The organism is Nioella aestuarii, assembly GCF_050896395.1.
Lineage (GTDB): Bacteria > Pseudomonadota > Alphaproteobacteria > Rhodobacterales > Rhodobacteraceae > Nioella > Nioella aestuarii.
Map to the genome: position 1 here is coordinate 18,914 of NZ_JBPBBA010000025.1, position 21,886 is coordinate 40,799.

Sequence of the window (21,886 nt, forward strand, 5' to 3'; positions counted from 1 at the left end):
CGCCAAGTGCGCCGGAAAAAAACTGCCTGCAACCGGCGTAGGCGCGCGACCCGCGACCATGTCTTACCAGCTCGGATTTACGTCTGGACCTATGACCTAATCTACCCCATGCTGTCGCCAAGTAGGAGGACCCCCAATGGCGACCGGCAAGAACATCCGCACCTGGTTTGAAGGCAACTGGCATGACGGCAATGTGCCGATTATGAACGCAGCCGATCACGGATCGTGGCTGGGGGGCACGGTGTTTGACGGCGCGCGCTATGCCTATGGACTGGCGCCCGATTTGCTGGCCCATTGCGAACGGGTGAACCGCTCAGCCCGCGCCCTGATGATGAACCCGACCCATACCGGGCAGGAGATCGTCGATATCGTCTGGGAAGGAATCCGGCTCTATCCCGAGGATACGCCGCTCTATATCCGGCCAATGTACTGGACCATCGACGGCGGCTATTCGGCCATCGTGCCGAAAGCGGAGTCCACTGGCTTTGCCGTTTGCCTGGAAGAAATTCCGCTGTCGCCGCCAGATGCAACGGTTCGGCTTGGAACAACCCAATTCCGCCGCCCGGTTCTGGCCGACAACGTGACCAACGCCAAGGCCGGATGCCTCTACCCCAACAATGCGCGGATGCTGGCCGAGGTACGTGCAAAGGGCTTCGACAATGCATTGGTGGCAGACGCCATGGGGAACGTGGCCGAAAGTGCCACGGCGAACGTTTTCATCGCCAAGGATGGCGTGGTGAAAACCCCCATCCCCAACGGCACCTTCCTGTCCGGCATCACCCGCGCGCGTCACATCAAGAACCTGCGCGCCGCAGGTTACGAGGTGCGGGAAGAGGTGCTGAGCTTTGACGATGTTCGCGACGCGGACGAGGTTTTCCTTTCGGGCAATATGTCCAAGGTGACGCCGGTTGTCGAATTCGATGGCACAAACTACCAGGTGGGCCCGATCACCAAAGAGGCGCTGAAGCTTTATTGGGACTGGGCGAAGTCCGAGGGCTGATCACCCGGTGAACCGTTTGAGATAATCATCGGAATAATCCACCTCCAGCTCGATCCAGATCGGCAGGTGGTCTGACATCTCGTAGGTGGTCCAGCCTTTGTAGGACCGGTCCCAATTGGCATAGGGCTCGCCCCGCATCGCCTCGGCATGGGGCTGGTAGTGGGCGGCATCCTCGGCCCGGAACACTGCCCCGCGCCAGTCGAAGCTGCCCTTGGCCAGCAGCCGCGTTTTCACGTCTTCCTTGGTGAAAGCGATCTGGTCGTAATGCTTGGTCCCGCCCAGGTTGGTCGCCCCGAACAGAGGCACATGCAGCCCTTCCTCTGTCATCGCCTGCATGATCGGGTCGCCCGCTGCTTCGATATTCATGTCACCGAGCAGCACATGCACCTCGTCGGTCTGTTCGGACCGGCGCGCCAGCACCTTGGAAATCGCCCGAATCTCAGCTGCCCTAAGCGCATGATCCGCCGCGCTTCCACCGCCATAGATAATATGCGCGCTGCACAGCGTGAACCGGAACCATCCGGCTTGAAACGACGCGAAAAAGGGCGAGCGGGCGATCTGGCGGCCCTCGATCAGCGCCTCTTGCGGCAGCACCAGTTCCCCGATCAGGTTCTTGAACCGCACCCGGTTGCGGTCATAGAGAAATGCCATGCGTTCATTGTTGCCGGGGCCACCTTCGGTCACGTCATTGACGAAATAGTCCCAGTTGGGACCAAGCAGCCGGACCAGCCGTTCCAACGGTTTCAAGTCTTCCTTCACTTCTTGAACCGCGCAGATATCGAAGCTGTCGATGATCTCGGCGATATAGTGATAGCTTTCATCCAAGCGCGGGCGACCATCGTCGAAGGCGCGGATGTTCCATGATCCGATGATCAGCGAATTGGCCCGCCGCCTTCCGGTAATCCGGTCACGCAGATGGGTCCGCAGTTCCAGCAGACGCGAGGCTATCCAGTCGGCTTTGCCGGGATACTCAACCGCATGTCCTGCGGCTTGGGCCATGGCCTCGGTACGCTGATAATCCTTGAGGTTATGATAAAAGGCCATCCCGGTCTCCTGCGTGAATGCGTGCAATCAATGGGCAGGACTGTACCACAGCTCGTCGCGACAATGGTTAACAGCAGCTTGTGAAACCTTCTGTTGCCTGTCTGTCTCACCTCGGTCATGATGGCCTGCGGTGACTATGGGAGAGGTCCATGCGCAAGTTTCTGGTTATCCTCGATGATTCCCGCGAATGCCTGAACGCCATGCGTTTCGCGGCGATGCGGGCGGCCAATACCGGCGGCGGTGTGCAGATTCTGTCGGTGATTCCACCCGATGAGTTCAATCACTGGATCGGCGTGGGTGAGGTCATGCGGGCCGAAGCACGCGAACGGATCGAGGCGCATTTCAATGTTTTTGCCAAATGGATGCGCGACAAACAAGGCGTCGACCCGGAGCTGGTGATCCGCGAAGGCGAACCGATTGACGAGATCCTGAGCCAGGTCAATGAAGACCGGGAGATCGGTGTGATCGTGCTTGGGGCGGGCACCGGTCGCAAAGGGCCGGGACCGCTTGTCACGGCGCTGTCGAAAAACGCAGGCACCTTGCCGATCCCGATGACCATCGTGCCCGGAGAACTGTCCAAGGAGCAGCTGGAAGCGATCACCTGAACGGCAGATTAGAACCATTCCAATTCTTGACTTCCCCGGTCAGGAAACGCATATCGGGGGTAAGCCGCGAAGGAGCGCATGATGTTCATTCAGACCGAATCCACCCCGAACCCCGCCACGCTGAAATTCCTGCCCGGTTTGCAGGTGCTTGAAAGCGGCACAGCCGATTTCCCCGCCGCTGACAGCGCGGGCAGCTCGCCCTTGGCCTCGCGCATCTTTGGTGTGGCCGGTGTCGCAGGCGTATTCCTGGGCACCGATTTCGTGACCGTGACCAAGGCCGCCGATGTGGAATGGGACCATGTGAAGCCCGCCATTCTGGGCGCGATCATGGAACATTTCCAGTCGGGTGCGCCGGTAATGGACGGCGACGGCGCGGCTGGTGGCCATGCCGAACACAGCGGCGAAGATGCAGAGATCGTCGGCCAGATCAAGGAACTGCTGGACACCCGCGTTCGGCCCGCCGTGGCGCAGGATGGTGGCGACATCACCTTCCATGGCTTTGATCGCGGCATCGTCTATCTGCATATGCAGGGCGCTTGTGCCGGCTGCCCCTCGTCAACCGTGACGCTGAAAATGGGTATTGAGAACCTGCTGCGCCATTACATCCCCGAAGTGATCGAGGTGCGTCCGGTTGCCGTCTGACGCGCTGATCCTTGGCTTTGACACATCGGCCGCGCATTGCGCGGCCGCTTTGCTGTCGGGCGACCGGATGATTGCCGCACGGCAGGAAGAGATGGCCAAGGGTCAGGCGGAACGACTGATGCCGCTGCTGCAAGAAGTGCTGACAGAGGCCGGTGTCGCCTTGCCCGATCTGTCTGCCATTGGCGTCGGTATCGGTCCCGGCAACTTCACCGGCATCCGCATCTCGGTCGCTGCCGCGCGGGGATTGGCCCTGTCACTCGGCATCCCCGCCGTGGGCGTGTCGCGGCTGGAGGCGCTGGCGCTTGGAGCGGAACGCCCAGTTCTGGCCTGTCTCGACGCCCGGCGGGATCATCTTTACCTGCAACGATTTGCAGAGGATCACCACATGGGGCCTGCCTTGGTGCCTTTCGACACCCTGTCAGACTGGGCAATGCCTGGCCTGACCTGCATTGGGCAGCGCTCGGAAGACGTGGCCAACCGGATTGGTGCCGCCCATGCCCCCGCCAGCCACGCCCCAGCCTCTGCCATCGCGCGCATCGCCGCCACCCGCTGGCAAAGCCCTGAACCCCGCCCCGCGCCGCTTTACATCCGCACCCCTGACGCGGCCCCTGCCCGCGACACCGGGCTTGTCATCCTGCCATGACCCCGGCCGAGCTTGCCCGCATCCACGCCGCCTGCTTCACCACCCCCCGACCATGGAGCGAAGCAGAACTGGCGAGCTTCCTATCCGACCCGCTATGCGACCTGATCGAACACGACGGTGGCTTTGGCCTGATCCGCACCATCGCGGGGGAGGCAGAGCTTTTAACCATCGCCGTTGATCCCGTTCTCCGCCGTCAGGGCCGGGGCAAAGCGATTCTTCTACGGGCACTTGATCGGGCGAGGGCCAAGGGTGCAGAACAATTATTTCTAGAGGTCGCCTCCGACAATCTGCCCGCAATCTTGCTTTATGAAACTACCGGTTTCACCCAAACGGGCCTGCGACGGAACTATTATCGCTTACCTAACGGAACCCGACGCGATGCCGTTCTTATGGGGCGCAACTTGCAGGCATCGGGCAGTTGACGCGAGAATACGGTTGACCCCGTGCGCGGGCTTTGCCCTTATTCACCGAGGGACTTTCGACCTTTTTCCAGGACGGGCGCATCACCCAAAGAATGCCCCGCCATAATCCAACCGGGAGAGACACATGACTCTTTTCAAATCATTCTATGGTGCCGCAGCAGCGCTTGCGATCACCGCCACCGGCGCACTGGCCGATCCGGCCATCATCTTCGATCTCGGCGGCAAGTTCGACCGCTCGTTCAACGAAGCGGCCTTCAACGGTGCTGAACAGTGGGCCGAGGAAACCGGCGGCTCCTATCGCGAGATCGAGCTTCAGTCCGACGCGCAGCGTGAACAGGCGATGCGTCGTCTGGCCGAGGCGGGCGCCAACCCCATCGTGATGGCGGGCTTCAGCCAAGCGTCTTCGCTGGAAGTTGTGGCCCCTGACTATCCCGACACCACCTTCGTGATCATCGACGGTGTGGTCGATGCGCCGAATGTGCGGTCTGTGATCTTCTCTGAACACGAAGGCTCGTACCTCGTTGGTATGCTGGCAGGTCTGGCATCCGAATCCGGCACTGTCGGCTTCGTGGGCGGTATGGACATTCCGCTGATCAGCCGCTTCGGCTGTGGCTATGCGCAGGGCGTGCGCGCCGTTAACCCCGATGCGACCATCATCCAGAACATGACCGGAACCACCCCCGCCGCCTGGAACGACCCGGTGCGCGGCGGTGAACTGACCCGCGCCCAGGTGGCGCAGGGCGCCGACGTGGTCTTCGCGGCCGCTGGCGGCACCGGCCTTGGTGTTCTGCAAACCGCCGAGGACGAAGGCATCTTCTCGATCGGCGTGGACAGCAACCAGAACTACCTGCACCCCGGTTCGGTCCTGACCTCGATGCTCAAGCGCGTGGACGTTGCCGTTTATGATGCCTTCTCGACCCCGGTCGATGAAATCGAAACCGGTATCCACGTCTTTGGTCTGGCCGAAGAAGGTGTTGGCTACGCGCTGGACGAACACAACGCTGACCTGATCACCGAAGACATGATCGCACAGGTAGACGCCGCTCGTGCCGCCATCATCGCCGGAGAAATCACGGTTCATAACTACACCGAAGACGGCATGTGCCCCGTCGAATAAGACGGTAGCGGGCTGACATAGCCAGACGGGCCGCCCCAACCGGTGGCCCGTCTTCTTTTCAGAGGAGCCGACTGGACAGACGTCCCCGCTTTGGTCACAGTTCTCCAATTCCGCTGCCATTTCGCAGCGATTCAAAAAAGACAACAACAGGGACGGGCTGCCGCGATGTCAGACACAGAACCCTATGCCATTGAACTGCGTGGAATCTCCAAGGCCTTTGGCCCGGTTCAGGCAAACAAGGACATCTCCCTGCATGTCCGCAAAGGCACGATCCACGGGATTGTCGGTGAAAACGGTGCGGGGAAATCGACCCTGATGTCGATCCTCTATGGGTTCTACAAGGCCGATGCCGGGGAAATCATAATCAACGGACAACCCACCCTGATCCCCGACAGCCAGGCCGCGATTCGTGCGGGCATCGGCATGGTCCACCAGCATTTCAAGCTGGTTGAGAATTTCACGGTGGTCGAGAATGTGATTCTCGGAGCCGAAGATGGCGCATTGCTGCAGCCCTCGATCACCAAGGCGCGGCGCATTCTGAAGGAACTGTCTGACGAATACGAACTGCATGTGGACCCGGATTCGGTGATCGAGGAAATCTCGGTCGGCCATCAGCAACGGGTAGAGATTCTGAAGCAGCTTTATCGGCACGCCGATATCCTGATCCTCGATGAGCCAACCGGTGTTCTGACCCCTGCCGAGGCCGACCATCTGTTCCGCATCCTCAATGGGCTGAAGGAACAGGGAAAGACGATCATCCTGATCACCCACAAGCTGCGGGAGATCATGGAAGTGACCGACACCGTGTCGGTGATGCGCCGGGGTGAGATGACGGCAACCGTACAAACCGCCGAGACAAGCCCCGAACAACTGGCCGAACTGATGGTGGGCCGTAAGGTTCTGCTACGAGTCGACAAGGCAGCTGCCAATCCGGGTGAAGTGGTACTGGACGTGGCCGATCTTCGGGTGAATGACGACCAGAAAGTCGAACGCTTGAAGGGCGTATCGCTGCAAATTCGGGCGGGCGAAATCCTTGGCATCGCGGGCGTTGCTGGAAATGGGCAGTCGGAATTGCTGGAAGTTCTGGGCGGAATGATCCCGGCTGCGGGCGGCACGATCACGGTCAAAGGACAGCAGATCGACCTGACCGGAACGGCCTCGGATGGGCAAAGCCGCCGGGACCGTGGCATCGCCCATGTGCCAGAGGACCGTCAGAAAGAGGGCCTGATCATGCCCTTCATGGCCTGGGAAAACGTCGGCTTCGGATATCACCACGATCCGAAATACCAGAAGAACCGGTTGTTCATGGACAATGCAGCGTTGAAGCAGGACACCGCCGAAAAGATGGAACGCTTCGACGTGCGCCCACCCAATCCGTTTCTCGAGGCCAAGAATTTCTCTGGCGGCAACCAGCAAAAAATCGTCGTCGCGCGCGAGATCGAGCGCAATCCAGACCTTCTGCTGATCGGGCAGCCGACGCGGGGCGTCGACATCGGCGCGATCGAGTTCATCCACAAGCAGATCATCGCATTGCGCGATCAGGGCAAGGCAATCCTGCTGGTGTCGGTCGAGCTTGATGAAATCATGTCACTGTCGGATCGCATTGCCGTCATGTTCGATGGCAAGATCATGGGCGAACGCCTGCCCTCGGAAACCAACGAAGGTGAATTGGGCCTCTTGATGGCCGGTGTGACCAAGGGGGCCGCATAATGGATAAGATGCCGAAATGGGCGGATCTCGCCCTAATCCCTTTCATCAACCTGATGCTGGCGCTTTTCGTTTCGGGGCTGGTGGTTTTGTACATCGGGGAAAGTCCGCTCGAGGCGATGGCCATCATGGTGCGGGGCTCGGTCGGGACGGCCTATGGCTGGGGCTACACGCTGTATTATGCCACCAACTTCATCTTTACCGGGTTGGCCGTGGCCGTGGCGTTCCATGCGCGCATGTTCAATATCGGTGGCGAGGGTCAGGCCGCACTTGGCGGGCTTGGCGTGGCCGTTGTTTGCCTGACCATTCCCTGGCCGCACTGGTCCCTGGCACTTCTTGGTGCCATCGCGGGCGCGGCGGCTTTCGGCGCGGCATGGGCTGCGATCCCTGCCTATCTGCAGGCCAAGCGCGGCAGCCATATCGTGATCACCACGATCATGTTCAACTTCATCGCATCTGCGCTTTTGGTCTATCTCTTGGTCAACGTCTTCCGGGTGCCGGGGTCCATGGCGCCCGAAACCGCACGTTTTGCAGAGGCAACGCATCTGCCCAATGCCTATGACATTGCACCTTGGTTGGGTTTCAGCCGGTCCACGCCCCTGAATGTGTCTTTCCTTGTGGCCCTGGTGGCCTGCGTTGCAGTCTGGGCTTTGATCTGGAAAACCCGGCTCGGATATGAAATCCGCGCCTACGGCCATTCACAAACTGCCGCGGTTTATGCCGGGATCAACCCGGTGCGGATCATCATGATCTCGATGCTGATTTCTGGCGGGTTGTCGGGCCTGATGGCAATCAATGCCGTGATGGGGGAAGCCGAGCGCCTGGTCATCGACCCGGTTCAGGGTGCGGGTTTCGTAGGCATCGCGGTGGCCCTAATGGGCCGGTCGCACCCCGTAGGCGTGTTCCTGGCTGCGCTGCTTTTCGGGATGCTCTACCAGGGCGGGGCGGAGCTGGAGTTCGAGATGCCATCGGTCAGCCGAGAAATGCTGCTGGTCATTCAGGCGCTTGTGATCCTGTTCACGGGCGCCCTGGACAATATGGTGCGCATGCCTGTGGAACGCATGTTCCTTGCCATGCGGAAAGGGAGCTGAGCCATGGATTTCGCAACTCTCATCCAGCTTCTCGACAGCTCTATCCGCCTGGCCACGCCGCTGCTGCTGGCCTGTCTGGCCGGGCTCTATTCCGAACGGGCGGGGATTTTTGACATCGGCCTTGAGGGCAAGATCCTGATCTCGGCCTTCTTCTCGGCCTCGGTTGCGTTTTCCACCGGAAATGTCTGGCTTGGCCTCTTGGCGGGTGTCGCGTCGTCGATGGTGTTTGCTTTGTTGCACGGGGTGGCGTCGATCACTTTCCGGGGCAACCAGCTGATTTCAGGCGTGGCGATCAACTTCCTTGCCGCAGGCATGACCGTGGTGGTCAGTGACAGCTGGTTCTCGCTTGGCGGGCGTACGCCACAGCTGGAAAACTCAGGCCGGTTCCAAAACATCACCCTGCCTTTTGCGGAACAGCTGCAAGGCGTGCCGTTCATCGGACCGATCTATCACGATCTGATCTCAGGTCATTCAATCCTGGTCTACGCGGCCTTCCTGATCGTGCCGCTGACATGGTGGCTGCTGTATCGCACCCGGTTCGGCCTGCGCCTGCGTGCTGTTGGGGAAAACCCGGCGGCGGTGGACACAGCCGGCATCTCGGTCGTGCGGCTGCGGTTCTCGGCAGTGCTGATCTGCGGCGTGCTCTGTGGCATCGCCGGAGCGTATCTATCGACCAGCCTGTCGGCTGGCTTCGTGCGGGATATGAGCGCGGGGCGTGGCTTCATCGCACTGGCGGCGCTGATCTTTTCAAAATGGCGGCCCTGGTATGCGCTGATGGCGTGCCTGCTCTTTGGTCTGCTGGATGCGACGGGAAGCCTGTTCCAGAACATCGAGGTTCTGGGGATCAGTGTGCCAGTGCAGTTCATGCAGGCCTTGCCCTATATTCTGACCGTCGTGATCCTGGCCGGCTTCGTCGGGAAGGCCATCCCGCCGCGTGCAGGCGGGGAACCCTATGTGAAGGAACGCTGAGGATATCGGGTCGCACCGCCAGCGGTGCGACCCGGAAGGATTTTGCAAAATCCTTTCCCCGCGCTTGTTGAAAGGCCAACGCCCATGTCTGACCATACAGCGCTTGTTGATCTGATCCGGTCCCGCGCCGGGTCTGAACCCGTGTCTCTCGGACTCATACTCGGTTCCGGCCTGGGGCATCTGGCCGAAGCCGTTGACGGTGTCGCGATAGACTATTCCGACCTTCCCGGATTTCCCCATGCAGGTGTCTCGGGCCACAATCCCAAGCTGGTGATCGGTGATCTCGAAGGCACCCGCGTCGCCGTATTCGGCGGCCGCGCTCATTATTACGAAAGCGGGCGAGGCGATGCGATGCGCCTGCCGCTGGAGGTGCTGAAAGCCCTCGGGGCAGAAACGCTGATTGTCACCAATGCAGCGGGTTCCATGCGCTCGGACATCCAGCCCGGCGACCTGATGCTGCTGAATGACCATATCAACTTTTCCGGCCTCAACCCTCTGATCGGAGAACCTTCCGACCGCCGCTTTGTGCCGATGAAGGACGCCTATGACCCTGCCATCCGCGCAGCGTTGAAGACATCGGCAGAGGCGGAAGGTATCGACCTCGCAGAAGGGGTCTATGCCTGGTATTCCGGCCCATCATTCGAAACCCCTGCCGAAATCCGCGCAATTCGCATCCTAGGGGCCGATGCCGTGGGAATGTCCACCGTGCCCGAGGTGATTCTCGCGCGGTTCCTTGGCCTTCGCGCCGCCGCGATTTCGACCGTCACCAATATGGCAGCCGGTCTGAGCGATGAAGCGATCAGCCATGAACACACCAAGGCCATGGCACCGCTTGGCGCAGCCAAGTTGGAAAAGATCCTGCGCCATTATCTGAGACAGGGCTAAGCGCAACTGTTCCGATCTGTCGCAGGTTGATCCCCCCTGCAAGAGGTGGCCACCGTCCTGTCACAGGCGTAAGGGAAAAAAATCGCGCCCTGTCCACCCTGCCCGAGTTCCATGCAGATTTACCTTCCCATTGCCGAGGTCAGCGTCAACGCCTTTATGCTGCTTGGCATCGGCGGCCTGGTCGGCGTGCTGTCGGGCATGTTCGGCGTTGGCGGAGGCTTTCTGATCACTCCGCTGCTGTTCCTTGCTGGCATCCCTCCGGTGGTTGCCGTCGCGACATCTGCCAACCAGATCGTTGCCTCTTCAATTTCCGGCGTGATCAGCCATTTTCAGCGTCGCACGGTCGATATCAAGATGGGCTCGGTTCTGCTGGCAGGCGGGCTTTTGGGGTCTGCTTTCGGTGTGCAGGTCTTTGCTGCGTTGCGCGCGGTCGGACAGGTCGATCTGTTGGTCCGGCTTTGCTATGTCGTCTTCCTTGGGGCCATCGGCGCGATGATGTTCGTCGAAAGCCTGAACGCCATCCGCGCCTCAAAACGCGCGGGTGATCGCGCCCCCATAAAGCGACGCCAGCGAAACTGGGTTCACACAATGCCCCTCAAGATGCGCTTTCGCACTTCGGGGCTGTATATCTCGGCACTGCCGCCACTGTTGGTTGGCGGTGCAGTTGGCATCCTGTCGGCGATCATGGGCGTGGGCGGCGGTTTTATCATGGTCCCTGCGATGATCTACATACTCGGGATGCCCACCAAGGTGGTGATTGGCACCTCTCTGTTCCAGATCATCTTTGTCACGGCGTTCACCACGCTGATGCATGCGTTGACCAGCCATTCCGTGGACATGGTGCTGGCGCTTCTGCTGATCTTTGGCGGGGTGCTTGGTGCGCAAGTGGGCGCACGCATCGGCGTCATGCTGAAGGCCGAACAGTTGCGCATTCTGCTGGCAGTCCTGGTGTTGGCGGTCAGCGTCAAGATCGGGCTGGAACTGGTTATTCATCCCGGTGAGCTTTACGGTATTTCCGGCGACCTGGACTGATCCATTCGCAAAGGTGGTACTGGACGGAACGAGGCCGGTGTTTCACTATACATTCCGTGTCCTGCTGTTCCGATCTGTCGCACCCCCGCGGGGCGGATTGCAGTCTGGCCAATGAACAAACCGGGCAGTAAGAGAAGCTACAACCTCAGGAGGCATACGTCAGACCATGCAGATCTACCTGCCCATTGCGGAAGTCAGCGTAAACGCTTTCCTTCTGCTTGGGCTTGGCGGCATGGTCGGGATCCTGTCAGGCATGTTCGGGGTTGGCGGTGGCTTTCTTCTGACGCCGCTGCTGTTCTTCATCGGGATACCACCCGCCGTCGCCGTTGCGACCGAGGCAAACCAGATCGTTGCATCGTCTTTTTCCGGTGTTCTGGCGCATTTCAAGCGAAAGACGGTGGATCTCCGAATGGGGGTCGTCTTATTGATCGGCGGCCTTATCGGGGCTGCTCTCGGGGTGCAGGTGTTCAACGCGCTCCGCGCCATTGGGCAGGTCGATCTGCTTGTTCGCCTTTGTTACGTGGTCTTCCTTGGCATCATCGGCGCGCTGATGTTTGTCGAAAGCCTGCGCGCCATCTACCGCTCCAAGGCTGCTGCGGGTGCTCCGCCGCCGCGCCGCCACCATCGCGGCTGGATCCACGCGCTGCCATTCAAGATGCGCTTTCGCACCTCGGGGCTGTATCTGTCTGTAATTCCTCCGCTTCTGGTTGGTCTGTGCGTGGGTGTGCTGGCAGCGATCATGGGCGTCGGTGGTGGGTTCATCATGGTACCCGCGATGATCTATATCCTTGGCATGCCCACCAAGGTTGTCGTCGGTACATCGCTTTTTCAGATCATCTTCGTAACCGCATTTTCCACCCTTCTACACGCCACCACGAACTTTACCGTTGATATGATCCTCGCTGTCCTACTGCTGATCGGTGGTGTGATCGGTGCTCAGATCGGCGCGCGGATCGGCGTTAAGCTGAAGGCAGAGCAACTGCGCATCCTGCTGGCGATCATGGTGCTTGGCGTGTGTGGAAAACTGGCCTTCGACCTGCTGGTGCAGCCGTCGGAACTCTTCACATTGGGGGCTGCGTCGGGGCATTGAAACAGATCCTGCTGATATTGGCCCTTTTGCTGGCCCCGCTTGCTGCTACCGCGCAGGAGGAAACCGTTGTTGCTGGCCTGTCCCAGAACGAGGTGTCAATCACCGCGAATTTCAACGGCTCTGAGATCCTGATTTTCGGCGCGGTCCAGCGCTACACGCCCGTGCCCGAAGGCAATCCGCTGGAGGTGATCATCACCATCGAAGGCCCCGATCGCCCGGTTACGGTGCGGCGGATGGATCGGCGCTATGGCATCTGGATGAACACCGAAGCGGTAGAAGTCGATGCCGCGCCCACCTTTTACGCGGTCGCCACCACCAATCCCTTCCGCGAAGTGATCAGCGATACCGAGGATCTGCGTCACCGCATCTCCATTCCCCGTGCGATCCGCGCCGTCGGCACCGAAACGTATCATCAGCGCGACTTCACCGAGGCGGTGATCCGTATTCGCACGGGCGAAGATCTGTACCAGGTGCTTGAGGGCGCCGTGATCCTGCGCAATGAGACTCTTTTCAACACCTCGTTTCGGATGCCTGCCAATCTTGTCGAGGGCGATTACACCGCGCGCATATTCCTGACCCGCGGTCGTGAGGTTGTTTCCTCCTACGAGACCGCGATTACAGTGCGCAAAGTTGGGCTGGAACGGATGATCTACACGCTGGCCCATGAACGGCCGCTGGTCTACGGGCTGTTGTCTCTGGCCATCGCCATCGCCGCTGGCTGGCTGGCCTCGGCCGTGTTCCGTTACATCCGAATGGGCTGATCGGCCCACCCCCACAGGAGTGTAAATGCAAACCATTGACCGTGTCGAAGATCTGGAGACGCTCTATGGCGACCCGGTACCAACCTCGCTGACCAAGGTCACAGACCGGATGACACCACGTTACCGGCAATGGATCGAGGCCGCGCGCTTCGTGGTTGTGTCCACTGTCGGGCCGGAAGGCGCCGATGGCAGCCCGCGTGGCGATGACGGTCCGGTGGTGCGGATTGTTGATGACAAAACCCTGTGGCTGCCCGATTGGCGCGGCAATAACCGCATCGACACGCTGCGCAATATCATGCGCGACGGGCGGATCAGCCTGATGTTCATGGTGCCGGGGTCAAACAACGTGGTGCGGGTAAACGGCCGCGCCGTGCTGACCGCTGACACCGAGGTGACCGCCAGCTTCGACCGGAAAGGCATTCACCCCAAATCGGTGATCGTGGTCACGCTGGACGAAATGTATTACCAATGCGCCAAGGCGATCATGCGCTCGGGGTTGTGGACTCGCGGCGATGACAGCGAAAAAGTGCCGACGGCAGGGCAATTCGTGAAGGAACGGGACCAGGATTTTGACGGCGAAACCGATGACGCCACCTATCCCGAATATGCCAAGACACGCATGTGGTGACTGCCAAAGGGTCGCTGCCCGATGGGTGGCTCCTGCCCTCTACCCCCGCCCGATGAATGGCATCTTGTTGGCCATGACCGTCAAACTCGGCACATTGGCCTCGGGCGGCAAATTCGCCATGTACCAGACTGCCTCTGCCACATCGACGGCATTCATCACCGCTTCGGCCTTGATGCTGCCATCAGCCTGGCGCGCACCCTGGGCAATCCCCTTGGTCATCTCGGTCGCGGCATTGCCAATATCAAGCTGACCGGCACAAATCCCCAAATCGCGCCCATCCAGATTGAGCGTCTTGGTCAGCCCGCTAACCCCGTGCTTGGTGGTGGTGTAACAGACCGATCCCGGCCGGGGCACATGCGCGGAAATGGACCCGTTATTGATGATCCGCCCCCCTGCAGGCTCCTGCCGGCGCATCTGACCGAAAGCCGCGCGCGCACACAAAAACATACCGGTCAGGTTCACATCCAGAACGGCGCGCCAATCGGCCAGGCTGATTTCGTCAATCGGCCCCGACGGCCCGAAGGATCCGGCATTGTTGAACAGAACATCCAATCGCCCGGCACGCTCGGCAATCTTGACAAAAGCCTCGGCAACCGCAGCCTCATCCGTCACATCGCAAGGCAAGGCCAACGCGTTCTGGTGCGACTTGGCCAACAGCTCCAATGGCTCTGCCCGGCGCGCCAGCAAGGCCACAGTCCACCCCCGGTCCAGAAACAGATCCGCGACGGCACGCCCGATGCCCGCACTTGCTCCTGTCACCGCGATCACCTTGCTCATCCCATGTCCTCCGCTTCCAATGTCAGGGGTGCTACCGGCACCTCCAGATCGTCTGTCCCCAGAACCTCCTGCGGCTTGGACAGCATATAGCGCGTGATCCAGATCAGCCGCTCTTCGGCGCGGGTGATGGCAACATAGGCCAGCCGTTTCCACAAGGCCTGACCAGCCTCAATTCGGCCCGTGCGGCTGGCGGCATAGATATCCGGTGCGAAGACCTGCACATCGCGCCACTGGCTGCCTTGTGCCTTGTGAATCGTCACCGCCGCCCCATGCAGAAACGTGGCCCCCATCCGCGCAGCATAGGGAATGAACGGCTCTTCCTCGTCTGGCTTTTCAATCTTGACGATGGAGGCAGCCGATAACTGAGGGCTCTCTGCCCCCACTACATGCAACCGCGAGAACCCGGGCTTTCGGCCGGGACCCATATAGACCACCTGCGCCCCCTTGATCAGTCCCCGCGCCTCCAGGTCGATGCGCTTCTTTCGGTGCTTCACCGGCAGCTCGATCCCGTCGCAAACAAGCGGCTCGCCCGGCAACAGGGCGTCCTCCGGCGCGCCATGGGCCAAGCGAAAGGCGCGGATCAGCCTAATCCGCGTGGCATTGCGCCAGACCAGAACCGGACTGCGGGCCATCAGATCGCTGTCAGCACGCGGGGCCACCACAACGCGCGGGTCACCGCGGGCGGCGTCCTCGATCATCCGTTCAAAATCCTGGAACTCCAGGCTTGGATCGCTCAATGCATGGGCGAGGTCGAGAATGGGATTGTCCGCCTCCTGCCGGTGAATGCGCCCAAGCGTCAGCCGCGCGGGTTCCGGCAACTTGTCAAACGACATCTCACCCGATTGGCCCACGGGCGCCAACTGCGCCGGGTCACCAAACAGGACCAACATCGGAAATATCTCTCTCAGATCATCGAACTGCTTCTGATCGAGCATGGAGCTTTCGTCGACAAACCCGATATCCAGCGGATCCTCGCGCCGTTTCCAGCCGGTGATGAAATCCGACCCGCGCAAGCCAGCTGCTGCCAATGCCGCAGGCACCGATTTATGGGCATCATAGACAGCCTTGGCCCGGTCAAGCGCCGCATCTGTCAGCGCCTCGATATCCGGTCGCTCGCCCTGCCCCGCCAGCCACTCGGCAACCTTTTCATATTCCGGGTCATAAACGGGAGTATAGAGAATGCGGTGAATGGTGGTCGCGGGCACACCCCGCCGCCGCAGCACCGAAGCCGCCTTGTTGGTGGGGGCCAGCACCGCCAGCGTCCGCCGGTCCCTGCGCCGCTTGCCTTCCCAGTCCCCGGACACAAGGTCCACACCCGCCGCCTCCAGCGCCTTCACCAGCTCTGCCAGCAGCATGGTCTTGCCGCTGCCGGCCTTGCCGATCACCGCCATGACCTGTGCTTTGCCTTCGGCGACGGGCAGCAGCGTCTCGGCATCAAGATCCACCCCCATAGACCGCAAAACCTCGGTCAATCGGTCATAGGCGGCGGCCTGGTCTTCGGAATATGTGATGCTCTGCGCGGACATGCTCCGCACCCTAGGCAAAGCCGTTCCCGGGCACCACGGCAAAACCGCCCCTCCCCTTCTTCTTGGCCCAAATACTCCCGCTGGAGGCATCCCGACCGTGCCGAAGTCGCGTCGGCCTCCCATTGCGCGCCGCACCCGCCGATATCCCGTGGCAACGCGGGCCGAGGAGGGCCCCGCAGGGGCTTGACGAGGCCCGCCCCCCGGGTGATCGCGTCAGCGAGCGCAATCCCGGTCCCCAAAAGAAAACCGCCCCAGGGCTCCTCCTCCCCGGGGCGGCTTTGCCAGAGCGTCGCGTCCGTTTACACGGTGGGACCAGCCTCCAGCACATCTTCGAGCGTGGTCAACCCGGTGCGCGGGGCCTGAACCAGCACCGACATGTTGCCGGGCTTATGCTCGTTGCGCAGCATCTTCATATGCGCGTCGGGCAGTTCCGCCCAGGGGAAGACCTCTGACATGCAGGGGTCGAGGCGGCGCTCCACCATAAGCTGGTTCGCGGCCATCGCCTGCTTGAGATGGGCGAAATGGCTGCCCTGCAGGCGCTTTTGGTGCATCCACATGTAGCGCACATCGAAGGTCAGGTTATAGCCCGTCGTGCCGGCACAGATCACGACCATGCCGCCTTTCTTCACCACGAAGGTAGAGACCGGGAAGGTGCTTTCGCCGGGATGTTCGAAGACCATGTCCACGTTGACGCCCTTGCCGGTGATGTCCCAGATCGCCTTTCCGAACTTGCGGGCTTCCTTGAACCACTCGGCATATTCCGGCGTGTTCACGGTGGGCAATTGTCCCCAACACTTGAAATCGCGGCGGTTGATTACGCCCTTGGCACCCAGATTCATCACGAAATCGCGCTTGCTTTCGTCCGAGATCACGCCGATCGCGTTGGCCCCTGCCGTGTTGATCAGCTGGATCGCGTAGGAACCAAGGCCGCCCGAGGCCCCCCAGACCAGCACATTCTGGCCGGGCTTGAGGTCATGCGGCTCGTGGCCAAAGAGCATCCGGTAGGCGGTTGCCAGTGTCAGCGTGTAGCAGGCGCTTTCTTCCCAGGTCAGGTGCTTGGGCCGCGGCATCAGCTGCTGCGCCTGCACGTTTGTGAACTGCGCGAAAGAGCCGTCAGGGGTTTCATAGCCCCAGATCCGCTGCGAGGGCGAATACATCGGATCGCCACCGTTGCAGTGCTCGTCGTCGCCATCGTCCTGGTTGCAATGGATCACAACTTCGTCGCCAACCTTCCAGCGCGTGACCTTGTCGCCAACAGCCCAGACAATGCCCGACGCGTCAGAGCCCGCGATATGATAGGGCTGCTTGTGCACGTCGAACATGCTGATCGGCACACCAAGCGACGCCCAGACCCCATTGTAGTTGACCCCTGCGGCCATAACCAGAACCAGCACTTCGTGGCTGTCCAACTGGGGCACATCGACCACTTCAACCTGCATCGCGGTCGCGGGCTCGCCTTGCCGTTCCTTGCGGATTGCCCAAGCATACATTTTCTTGGGGACATATCCCATCGGAGGGATTTCACCCAACTCATAAAGATCTTTCTCAGGCGCGTCGTAGCTTGCGATCGCGGGGTTGCTGTCCAATGCCATCAGCTCCTCCAGGGTCAAGTTTCTGCGGCGCGGAATCATTCCGTGCTCCTGCAGAAAGTCCTAATAAGGCCCGCGCAACTATGCAACCCGAAATTGGGGTGTTTGTGAAATATTATGTCGCGGAGGATTTTTGTGGAAGGATTTCACCTGGAAAATCCCCCAAAATCGGGCTCACAGACCGTGCATAGAAGGCCACAAGGCGCTCACCCTCTTCGGTCAGGGTAAAAGAATCACCCTGCATCTGCAGAATTCGACGCCCATCCAGGGTCTTGAGAGCGGCCTCGATCGTGTAGGGCAGATCGCGTTTAGGCAGGAAGACGGGTGCCCCTGCAGCCAAGGCGCGCTCGAACCGGTCCTGAATTGCCGATAGAAGCGCTTCCTGGCTGCGAATGCCCGATGCCATAGCATGGGCGATGACCGGGAAGGGCACTACCGGCATGACGCTGCCGATCCGGGCCATCAGGTCCTGCCCCAGCAGATCGGCCTGGCTGTCATGTTCGGCCATGAACTCGGACAAGCTGACTGGCACCCCAAAGCTGACCGCGGCCATGCCGAAACGCGTGGCCTGCCGGGTCAGTTTCTGCCAGACCAGAAGCCGCAGATAGCGAAAGATGGGTTTCAGTGAGAACCGGAATCCGCGCCCGCCCTCGGCATGGATCAGATTGCGATCCTCCATCACCCGGTCGTAGTTGATGGCAACAGGAACGAAGACAACATCGCGGCTGTGTCCCGGTTTGAACCCGTCGATGATGTACGACAGAAGCCCCAGTTTCGGTTCGCGCAGCGCGCCCGTTCTGGTCAGCCCACCTTCGGGGAAAACCGCCTGCGTCACGCCCGCTTCGGTCGCCATCTGCACGTAGCGCGCCAGCACTTTGCGATAGAGCGGGTTGTTGTGGCGGCGGCGGATGAAGTAGCCGCCAAGCGACTTGATGAGCGGCTGCAAGGGCCAGACCCGCGCCCATTCGCCCACGGCATAGGCCAGCGCCGAGCGTTCGGCAGCAAGCCATGTGACCAACACGTAATCCATGTTCGAACGGTGGTTCATCACGAAGATCACAGTCTTATCCTTGCCTATCCCCTCCAGCGCAGCTGCGTTCGCGGCCCCAACCCGCACTTTGTAAAGTGAACGGGACAGGAAGCGCGCGGCGCGGATGGCAAAGGCGAAATAGGTAAAGGCGGAGAATGACGGCACTATCTCTCGCGCATAGCGTTCGGCGGTCTGCGCGGCCACGTCTTCTCGAATGCCGCGTTCGCGCGCGAAATCCAGAACCGCCTGTGCAACCTCAGGATCATATCGCAGCCGCAGAATGGTGTCGCGACGGCGGGCCAGTTTGAACGGCTGGATCGGATAGGTCAGCCGCTGGTTCAATCGCTCGACAGCCCGTTCCAGGCGACGGCGCAGATACCAGCGAACAGATGGCATCAGAACCCGATCCAACGCCGTGACCGCCGCAAAAAGCAGCACCAGAATCAGCAACCATGCCGGAACTTGGATCATATTGGTCATCCGGGGAACGGTGGCAGGAAACGCGAGGCGCTTCAATCCAAGACCGCAGCGGGGATACGGCCTTGACCGCCGCCGGGGATTCCCGGCTACACTGCCCTGAAAGGAGACCCCATGCCCAAACCGGATCTCGACAGCGCCTATGCGCTTGGTGGCAAGGACGAAACCCGCGAATTCTACAAGGAATGGGCGGAAAGCTATGACCAGACCTTTGCCGAGGATCGTGGCTATCGTTCACCCGGCGAGGTTGCGCGCCGGTTTCTTGCGGCAGCTGAGGGAAATGAACCGGTTCTGGATGTTGGGGCGGGCACCGGGTTAATCGGTGCTGAACTGACTGGCGTCACAATCGACGCGCTGGATCTGTCGCCCGACATGTTGGCCGTTGCAGGGCGCAAAGGCGTCTACAGAAACCTCATCACTGCAGACCTGACCGGGCCACTGGATATCGAAACCGCCAGCTATGGCGGCATCGTGTCCTCGGGCACGTTCACCCATGGTCATGTCGGCCCCGTCTGCCTGCCAGAGCTGATGCGCATTGCTCGGCCGGGTGCGCTGTTCATCTGCACCGTGATCCCATCGGTCTATGACAGCGCCGGCTTTGGGTCCGCACTTGCTCAGTTGGTGGCTGACGGGCAGATCACGCCGATCCGGTTTCATGACTTCAGGATTTACGACAAGGCCGACGACGCCCATGGCGATCAGCACGGGCTGATCATGGAGTTCCACCGTCTCTGATCCGCCAGTGCAGGTGCAGAATAGCAGCGCAGCATCTTTTCCGGTCTCGCCGCGATGCAGCGAGTTGACGGCGCATTAAAATTCCCGATATACCCGTCCTGACGAAATAAGATTACCGATCTGGATTCGGAGGCCGCCTGATGACCGAGACACATAAAGACCGCCCATGGCTCATTCGCACCTATGCCGGGCACTCGACCGCCAAGGCCTCCAATGCTCTCTATCGTGGCAACCTTGCCAAGGGGCAAACCGGTCTTTCGGTGGCCTTCGATCTGCCGACGCAGACAGGCTATGACAGCGACCACGAACTGGCACGCGGCGAGGTGGGCAAGGTCGGTGTGCCGGTCTGCCACCTTGGGGACATGCGGGCACTATTCGATCAGATCCCGCTGGAACAGATGAACACCTCGATGACGATCAACGCCACGGCGCCGTGGCTCTTGTCACTCTATATCGCGGTGGCCGAGGAACAGGGCGCCGATATCTCCAAGCTTCAGGGCACCGTCCAGAACGACCTGATCAAGGAATACCTTTCCCGCGGAACCTATGTCTGCCCGCCGAAACCGTCGCTGAAAATGATCGCTGACGTTGCGGAATACTGCTACACCAACGTTCCGAAATGGAACCCGATGAACGTGTGTTCCTATCACCTGCAAGAGGCAGGCGCGACGCCGGAACAGGAACTGGCCTTTGCGCTGGCCACTGGCATCGCGGTGCTCGACGCGCTGCAACCACGGGTTCCGGCAGAGGATTTCCCGGCTCTTTGCGGCCGTATCAGCTTCTTCGTGAATGCAGGGATCCGCTTCGTCACCGAGATGTGCAAGATGCGCGCGTTCGTGGATCTTTGGGACGAAATCCTGCTGGAGCGCTATGGCGTGCAGGACCCGAAGTTCCGCCGTTTCCGCTATGGGGTGCAGGTGAACTCCCTCGGCCTGACCGAGCAGCAGCCGGAAAACAACGTCTACCGTATCCTGATCGAGATGCTGGCCGTGACCCTGTCGAAAAAGGCCCGCGCCCGTGCCGTACAATTGCCCGCCTGGAACGAAGCGCTTGGCCTGCCCCGGCCCTGGGACCAGCAATGGTCGATGCGGATGCAGCAGATCATGGCGTTCGAGACCGATCTCTTGGAATATGGCGACCTCTTCGACGGAAACCCGGTGGTGGATGCCAAGGTCGAAGCGCTGAAAGACGGCGCGCGGGCGGAACTGGCCAATCTCGATTCCATGGGCGGGGCGATTGCCGCTATCGAATATATGAAAGGCCGCCTGGTTGAATCGAATGCCGACCGGGTGAACGGGATCGAGCGGGGGGATACCGTGGTTGTCGGGGTGAACAAGTACACGGAAACCGAGCCTTCGCCGCTCATGGACGCGGATGGCGGGATCATGACCGTCGATCCCGGCGTGGAAACCGACCAGATCGACCGGCTGAATGCATGGCGCGGCGATCGGGACAATGAGGCCGTCAAGGCCGCGCTGGAGGACCTGCGCGCGGCAGCGGCCGCCGGGGACAACATCATGCCCGCCTCTATCGCAGCTGCAAAAGCCGGGGCCACAACGGGTGAATGGGCGGGCGTGATGCGCGTCGTCCATGGCGAATATCGCGGACCCACCGGAGTTTCGCGCGCCGTGTCGAACAAGACCGAAGGCTTGGACGACATCCGAGATGCCGTCGATGCCGTTTCGGACAGCCTCGGGCGGCGGTTGAAATTCCTTGTGGGAAAACCCGGTCTTGATGGGCACTCCAATGGCGCGGAACAGATTGCCTTCCGCGCCCGCGATTGCGGCATGGATATCTCTTACGAGGGCATTCGCCTGTCGCCACAGCAGATCGTGGATGCAGCCAAGGCCGAAGATCCACATGTGATCGGTCTGTCGATCCTATCGGGCAGCCACATTCCGCTTATTGGTGACGTGATGGCCAGATTGCAGGCCGAAGGATTGGGGCACATTCCGGTAATGGTTGGTGGGATCATTCCCGAAGAGGATGAAAAAACCCTTCTTGCCTGCGGAGTTGCCCGGGTTTACACGCCAAAAGACTTCGAGCTGAATCGCATCATGATGGATATCGTCCAGCTCGTTGCACCCGCCTCTGCCGCTGCGGAATAAGGCAACCT

21 protein-coding genes are annotated in these 21,886 nt (G+C 60.6%); 16 read left to right on the forward strand and 5 right to left on the reverse strand.

Annotated elements, in window-relative coordinates; translation table 11 throughout:
- Window positions 1–136: 136 nt before the first annotated feature.
- Window positions 137–1,000, forward strand: a complete 864-nt coding sequence (locus ACROHD_RS13970; protein ID WP_432678743.1) for a branched-chain amino acid aminotransferase — start codon at window positions 137–139, stop codon at window positions 998–1,000.
- Here the strand turns inward: ACROHD_RS13970 and ACROHD_RS13975 are convergent, their stop codons facing one another.
- Window positions 1,001–2,044: an endonuclease/exonuclease/phosphatase family protein gene (locus ACROHD_RS13975; RefSeq protein ID WP_432678744.1), complete on the reverse strand. Its 1,044-nt coding sequence runs from the start codon at window positions 2,042–2,044 to the stop codon at window positions 1,001–1,003.
- 149 nt (window positions 2,045–2,193) lie between these two features.
- On the opposite strand from ACROHD_RS13975, the gene ACROHD_RS13980 reads away from it, so the two are divergent.
- From ACROHD_RS13980 to ACROHD_RS14040, 13 genes are all read left to right on the forward strand, one after another.
- Window positions 2,194–2,649: a universal stress protein gene (locus ACROHD_RS13980; RefSeq protein ID WP_432678745.1), complete on the forward strand. Its 456-nt coding sequence runs from the start codon at window positions 2,194–2,196 to the stop codon at window positions 2,647–2,649.
- 81 nt (window positions 2,650–2,730) lie between these two features.
- Window positions 2,731–3,291 carry a NifU family protein gene (locus ACROHD_RS13985; protein ID WP_432678747.1) on the forward strand — a complete coding sequence of 187 codons (561 nt, stop codon included), beginning with the start codon at window positions 2,731–2,733 and terminating at the stop codon, window positions 3,289–3,291.
- Window positions 3,281–3,934: a tRNA (adenosine(37)-N6)-threonylcarbamoyltransferase complex dimerization subunit type 1 TsaB gene (gene tsaB, locus ACROHD_RS13990; RefSeq protein WP_432678748.1), complete on the forward strand. Its 654-nt coding sequence runs from the start codon at window positions 3,281–3,283 to the stop codon at window positions 3,932–3,934. The genes ACROHD_RS13985 and tsaB overlap by 11 nt, the downstream gene beginning before the upstream one ends.
- Window positions 3,931–4,356 (forward strand): GNAT family N-acetyltransferase, encoded by a 426-nt coding sequence (locus ACROHD_RS13995; protein ID WP_432678749.1) that lies wholly within the window; start codon window positions 3,931–3,933, stop codon window positions 4,354–4,356. The genes tsaB and ACROHD_RS13995 overlap by 4 nt, the downstream gene beginning before the upstream one ends.
- Window positions 4,357–4,480: 124 nt before the next feature.
- The gene (locus tag ACROHD_RS14000) at window positions 4,481–5,473 is read left to right on the forward strand and encodes a BMP family lipoprotein (RefSeq protein WP_432678750.1); all 993 of its coding nucleotides are present in this window, start codon (window positions 4,481–4,483) and stop codon (window positions 5,471–5,473) included.
- Window positions 5,474–5,638: 165 nt separating this feature from the next.
- Window positions 5,639–7,183 (forward strand): ABC transporter ATP-binding protein, encoded by a 1,545-nt coding sequence (locus ACROHD_RS14005; RefSeq protein WP_432678751.1) that lies wholly within the window; start codon window positions 5,639–5,641, stop codon window positions 7,181–7,183.
- Window positions 7,183–8,271 carry an ABC transporter permease gene (locus ACROHD_RS14010; protein WP_432678752.1) on the forward strand — a complete coding sequence of 363 codons (1,089 nt, stop codon included), beginning with the start codon at window positions 7,183–7,185 and terminating at the stop codon, window positions 8,269–8,271. The genes ACROHD_RS14005 and ACROHD_RS14010 overlap by 1 nt, the downstream gene beginning before the upstream one ends.
- A 3-nt stretch (window positions 8,272–8,274) precedes the next feature.
- Window positions 8,275–9,240: an ABC transporter permease gene (locus ACROHD_RS14015; RefSeq protein WP_432678754.1), complete on the forward strand. Its 966-nt coding sequence runs from the start codon at window positions 8,275–8,277 to the stop codon at window positions 9,238–9,240.
- 84 nt (window positions 9,241–9,324) lie between these two features.
- Window positions 9,325–10,125, forward strand: a complete 801-nt coding sequence (locus ACROHD_RS14020; RefSeq protein ID WP_432678755.1) for a purine-nucleoside phosphorylase — start codon at window positions 9,325–9,327, stop codon at window positions 10,123–10,125.
- A 111-nt stretch (window positions 10,126–10,236) separates the two neighbouring features.
- Window positions 10,237–11,157: a sulfite exporter TauE/SafE family protein gene (locus ACROHD_RS14025; protein ID WP_432678756.1), complete on the forward strand. Its 921-nt coding sequence runs from the start codon at window positions 10,237–10,239 to the stop codon at window positions 11,155–11,157.
- 166 nt (window positions 11,158–11,323) lie between these two features.
- Window positions 11,324–12,247, forward strand: a complete 924-nt coding sequence (locus ACROHD_RS14030; RefSeq protein WP_432678757.1) for a sulfite exporter TauE/SafE family protein — start codon at window positions 11,324–11,326, stop codon at window positions 12,245–12,247.
- The gene (locus ACROHD_RS14035; RefSeq protein ID WP_432678758.1) at window positions 12,244–13,008 is read left to right on the forward strand and encodes a TIGR02186 family protein; all 765 of its coding nucleotides are present in this window, start codon (window positions 12,244–12,246) and stop codon (window positions 13,006–13,008) included. Before ACROHD_RS14030 ends, ACROHD_RS14035 begins: the two co-directional genes overlap by 4 nt.
- A 25-nt stretch (window positions 13,009–13,033) precedes the next feature.
- Window positions 13,034–13,636 (forward strand): pyridoxamine 5'-phosphate oxidase family protein, encoded by a 603-nt coding sequence (locus ACROHD_RS14040; protein ID WP_432678759.1) that lies wholly within the window; start codon window positions 13,034–13,036, stop codon window positions 13,634–13,636.
- Between the two features lie 39 nt (window positions 13,637–13,675).
- Here the strand turns inward: ACROHD_RS14040 and ACROHD_RS14045 are convergent, their stop codons facing one another.
- From ACROHD_RS14045 to ACROHD_RS14060, 4 genes are all read right to left on the reverse strand, one after another.
- Window positions 13,676–14,413, reverse strand: coding sequence for an SDR family oxidoreductase (locus tag ACROHD_RS14045; protein ID WP_432678760.1), 738 nt, complete (start codon window positions 14,411–14,413; stop codon window positions 13,676–13,678).
- The gene (locus tag ACROHD_RS14050; protein ID WP_432678761.1) at window positions 14,410–15,939 is read right to left on the reverse strand and encodes an ATP-dependent DNA helicase; all 1,530 of its coding nucleotides are present in this window, start codon (window positions 15,937–15,939) and stop codon (window positions 14,410–14,412) included. Before ACROHD_RS14050 ends, ACROHD_RS14045 begins: the two co-directional genes overlap by 4 nt.
- A gap of 299 nt (window positions 15,940–16,238) precedes the next feature.
- On the reverse strand, window positions 16,239–17,531 hold the full coding sequence (gene ccrA, locus ACROHD_RS14055) for a crotonyl-CoA carboxylase/reductase (RefSeq protein WP_416936565.1): 1,293 nt from the start codon (window positions 17,529–17,531) through the stop codon (window positions 16,239–16,241).
- Between the two features lie 112 nt (window positions 17,532–17,643).
- Window positions 17,644–19,038: a 1-acyl-sn-glycerol-3-phosphate acyltransferase gene (locus ACROHD_RS14060; RefSeq protein WP_432678762.1), complete on the reverse strand. Its 1,395-nt coding sequence runs from the start codon at window positions 19,036–19,038 to the stop codon at window positions 17,644–17,646.
- A 111-nt stretch (window positions 19,039–19,149) separates the two neighbouring features.
- Between ACROHD_RS14060 and ACROHD_RS14065 the strand changes: the two genes are divergently transcribed.
- A complete protein-coding gene (locus ACROHD_RS14065; protein ID WP_432678763.1) occupies window positions 19,150–19,770 on the forward strand; it encodes a class I SAM-dependent DNA methyltransferase in 621 nt (206 codons plus the stop codon).
- Window positions 19,771–19,910: 140 nt separating this feature from the next.
- On the forward strand, window positions 19,911–21,878 hold the full coding sequence (locus ACROHD_RS14070; protein ID WP_432678764.1) for a methylmalonyl-CoA mutase family protein: 1,968 nt from the start codon (window positions 19,911–19,913) through the stop codon (window positions 21,876–21,878).
- Window positions 21,879–21,886 lie beyond the last annotated feature (8 nt).

Coding starts and splice junctions, on each gene's coding strand:
- ACROHD_RS13970 (WP_432678743.1), top strand. CDS start 137: ATGGCGACCGGCAAGAACATCCGCACCTGGTTTGAAGGCAACTGGCAT.
- ACROHD_RS13975 (WP_432678744.1), bottom strand. CDS start 2,044: ATGGCCTTTTATCATAACCTCAAGGATTATCAGCGTACCGAGGCCATG.
- ACROHD_RS13980 (WP_432678745.1), top strand. CDS start 2,194: ATGCGCAAGTTTCTGGTTATCCTCGATGATTCCCGCGAATGCCTGAAC.
- ACROHD_RS13985 (WP_432678747.1), top strand. CDS start 2,731: ATGTTCATTCAGACCGAATCCACCCCGAACCCCGCCACGCTGAAATTC.
- ACROHD_RS13995 (WP_432678749.1), top strand. CDS start 3,931: ATGACCCCGGCCGAGCTTGCCCGCATCCACGCCGCCTGCTTCACCACC.
- ACROHD_RS14000 (WP_432678750.1), top strand. CDS start 4,481: ATGACTCTTTTCAAATCATTCTATGGTGCCGCAGCAGCGCTTGCGATC.
- ACROHD_RS14005 (WP_432678751.1), top strand. CDS start 5,639: ATGTCAGACACAGAACCCTATGCCATTGAACTGCGTGGAATCTCCAAG.
- ACROHD_RS14010 (WP_432678752.1), top strand. CDS start 7,183: ATGGATAAGATGCCGAAATGGGCGGATCTCGCCCTAATCCCTTTCATC.
- ACROHD_RS14015 (WP_432678754.1), top strand. CDS start 8,275: ATGGATTTCGCAACTCTCATCCAGCTTCTCGACAGCTCTATCCGCCTG.
- ACROHD_RS14020 (WP_432678755.1), top strand. CDS start 9,325: ATGTCTGACCATACAGCGCTTGTTGATCTGATCCGGTCCCGCGCCGGG.
- ACROHD_RS14025 (WP_432678756.1), top strand. CDS start 10,237: ATGCAGATTTACCTTCCCATTGCCGAGGTCAGCGTCAACGCCTTTATG.
- ACROHD_RS14030 (WP_432678757.1), top strand. CDS start 11,324: ATGCAGATCTACCTGCCCATTGCGGAAGTCAGCGTAAACGCTTTCCTT.
- ACROHD_RS14040 (WP_432678759.1), top strand. CDS start 13,034: ATGCAAACCATTGACCGTGTCGAAGATCTGGAGACGCTCTATGGCGAC.
- ACROHD_RS14045 (WP_432678760.1), bottom strand. CDS start 14,413: ATGAGCAAGGTGATCGCGGTGACAGGAGCAAGTGCGGGCATCGGGCGT.
- ACROHD_RS14050 (WP_432678761.1), bottom strand. CDS start 15,939: ATGTCCGCGCAGAGCATCACATATTCCGAAGACCAGGCCGCCGCCTAT.
- ccrA (WP_416936565.1), bottom strand. CDS start 17,531: ATGGCATTGGACAGCAACCCCGCGATCGCAAGCTACGACGCGCCTGAG.
- ACROHD_RS14060 (WP_432678762.1), bottom strand. CDS start 19,038: ATGACCAATATGATCCAAGTTCCGGCATGGTTGCTGATTCTGGTGCTG.
- ACROHD_RS14065 (WP_432678763.1), top strand. CDS start 19,150: ATGCCCAAACCGGATCTCGACAGCGCCTATGCGCTTGGTGGCAAGGAC.
- ACROHD_RS14070 (WP_432678764.1), top strand. CDS start 19,911: ATGACCGAGACACATAAAGACCGCCCATGGCTCATTCGCACCTATGCC.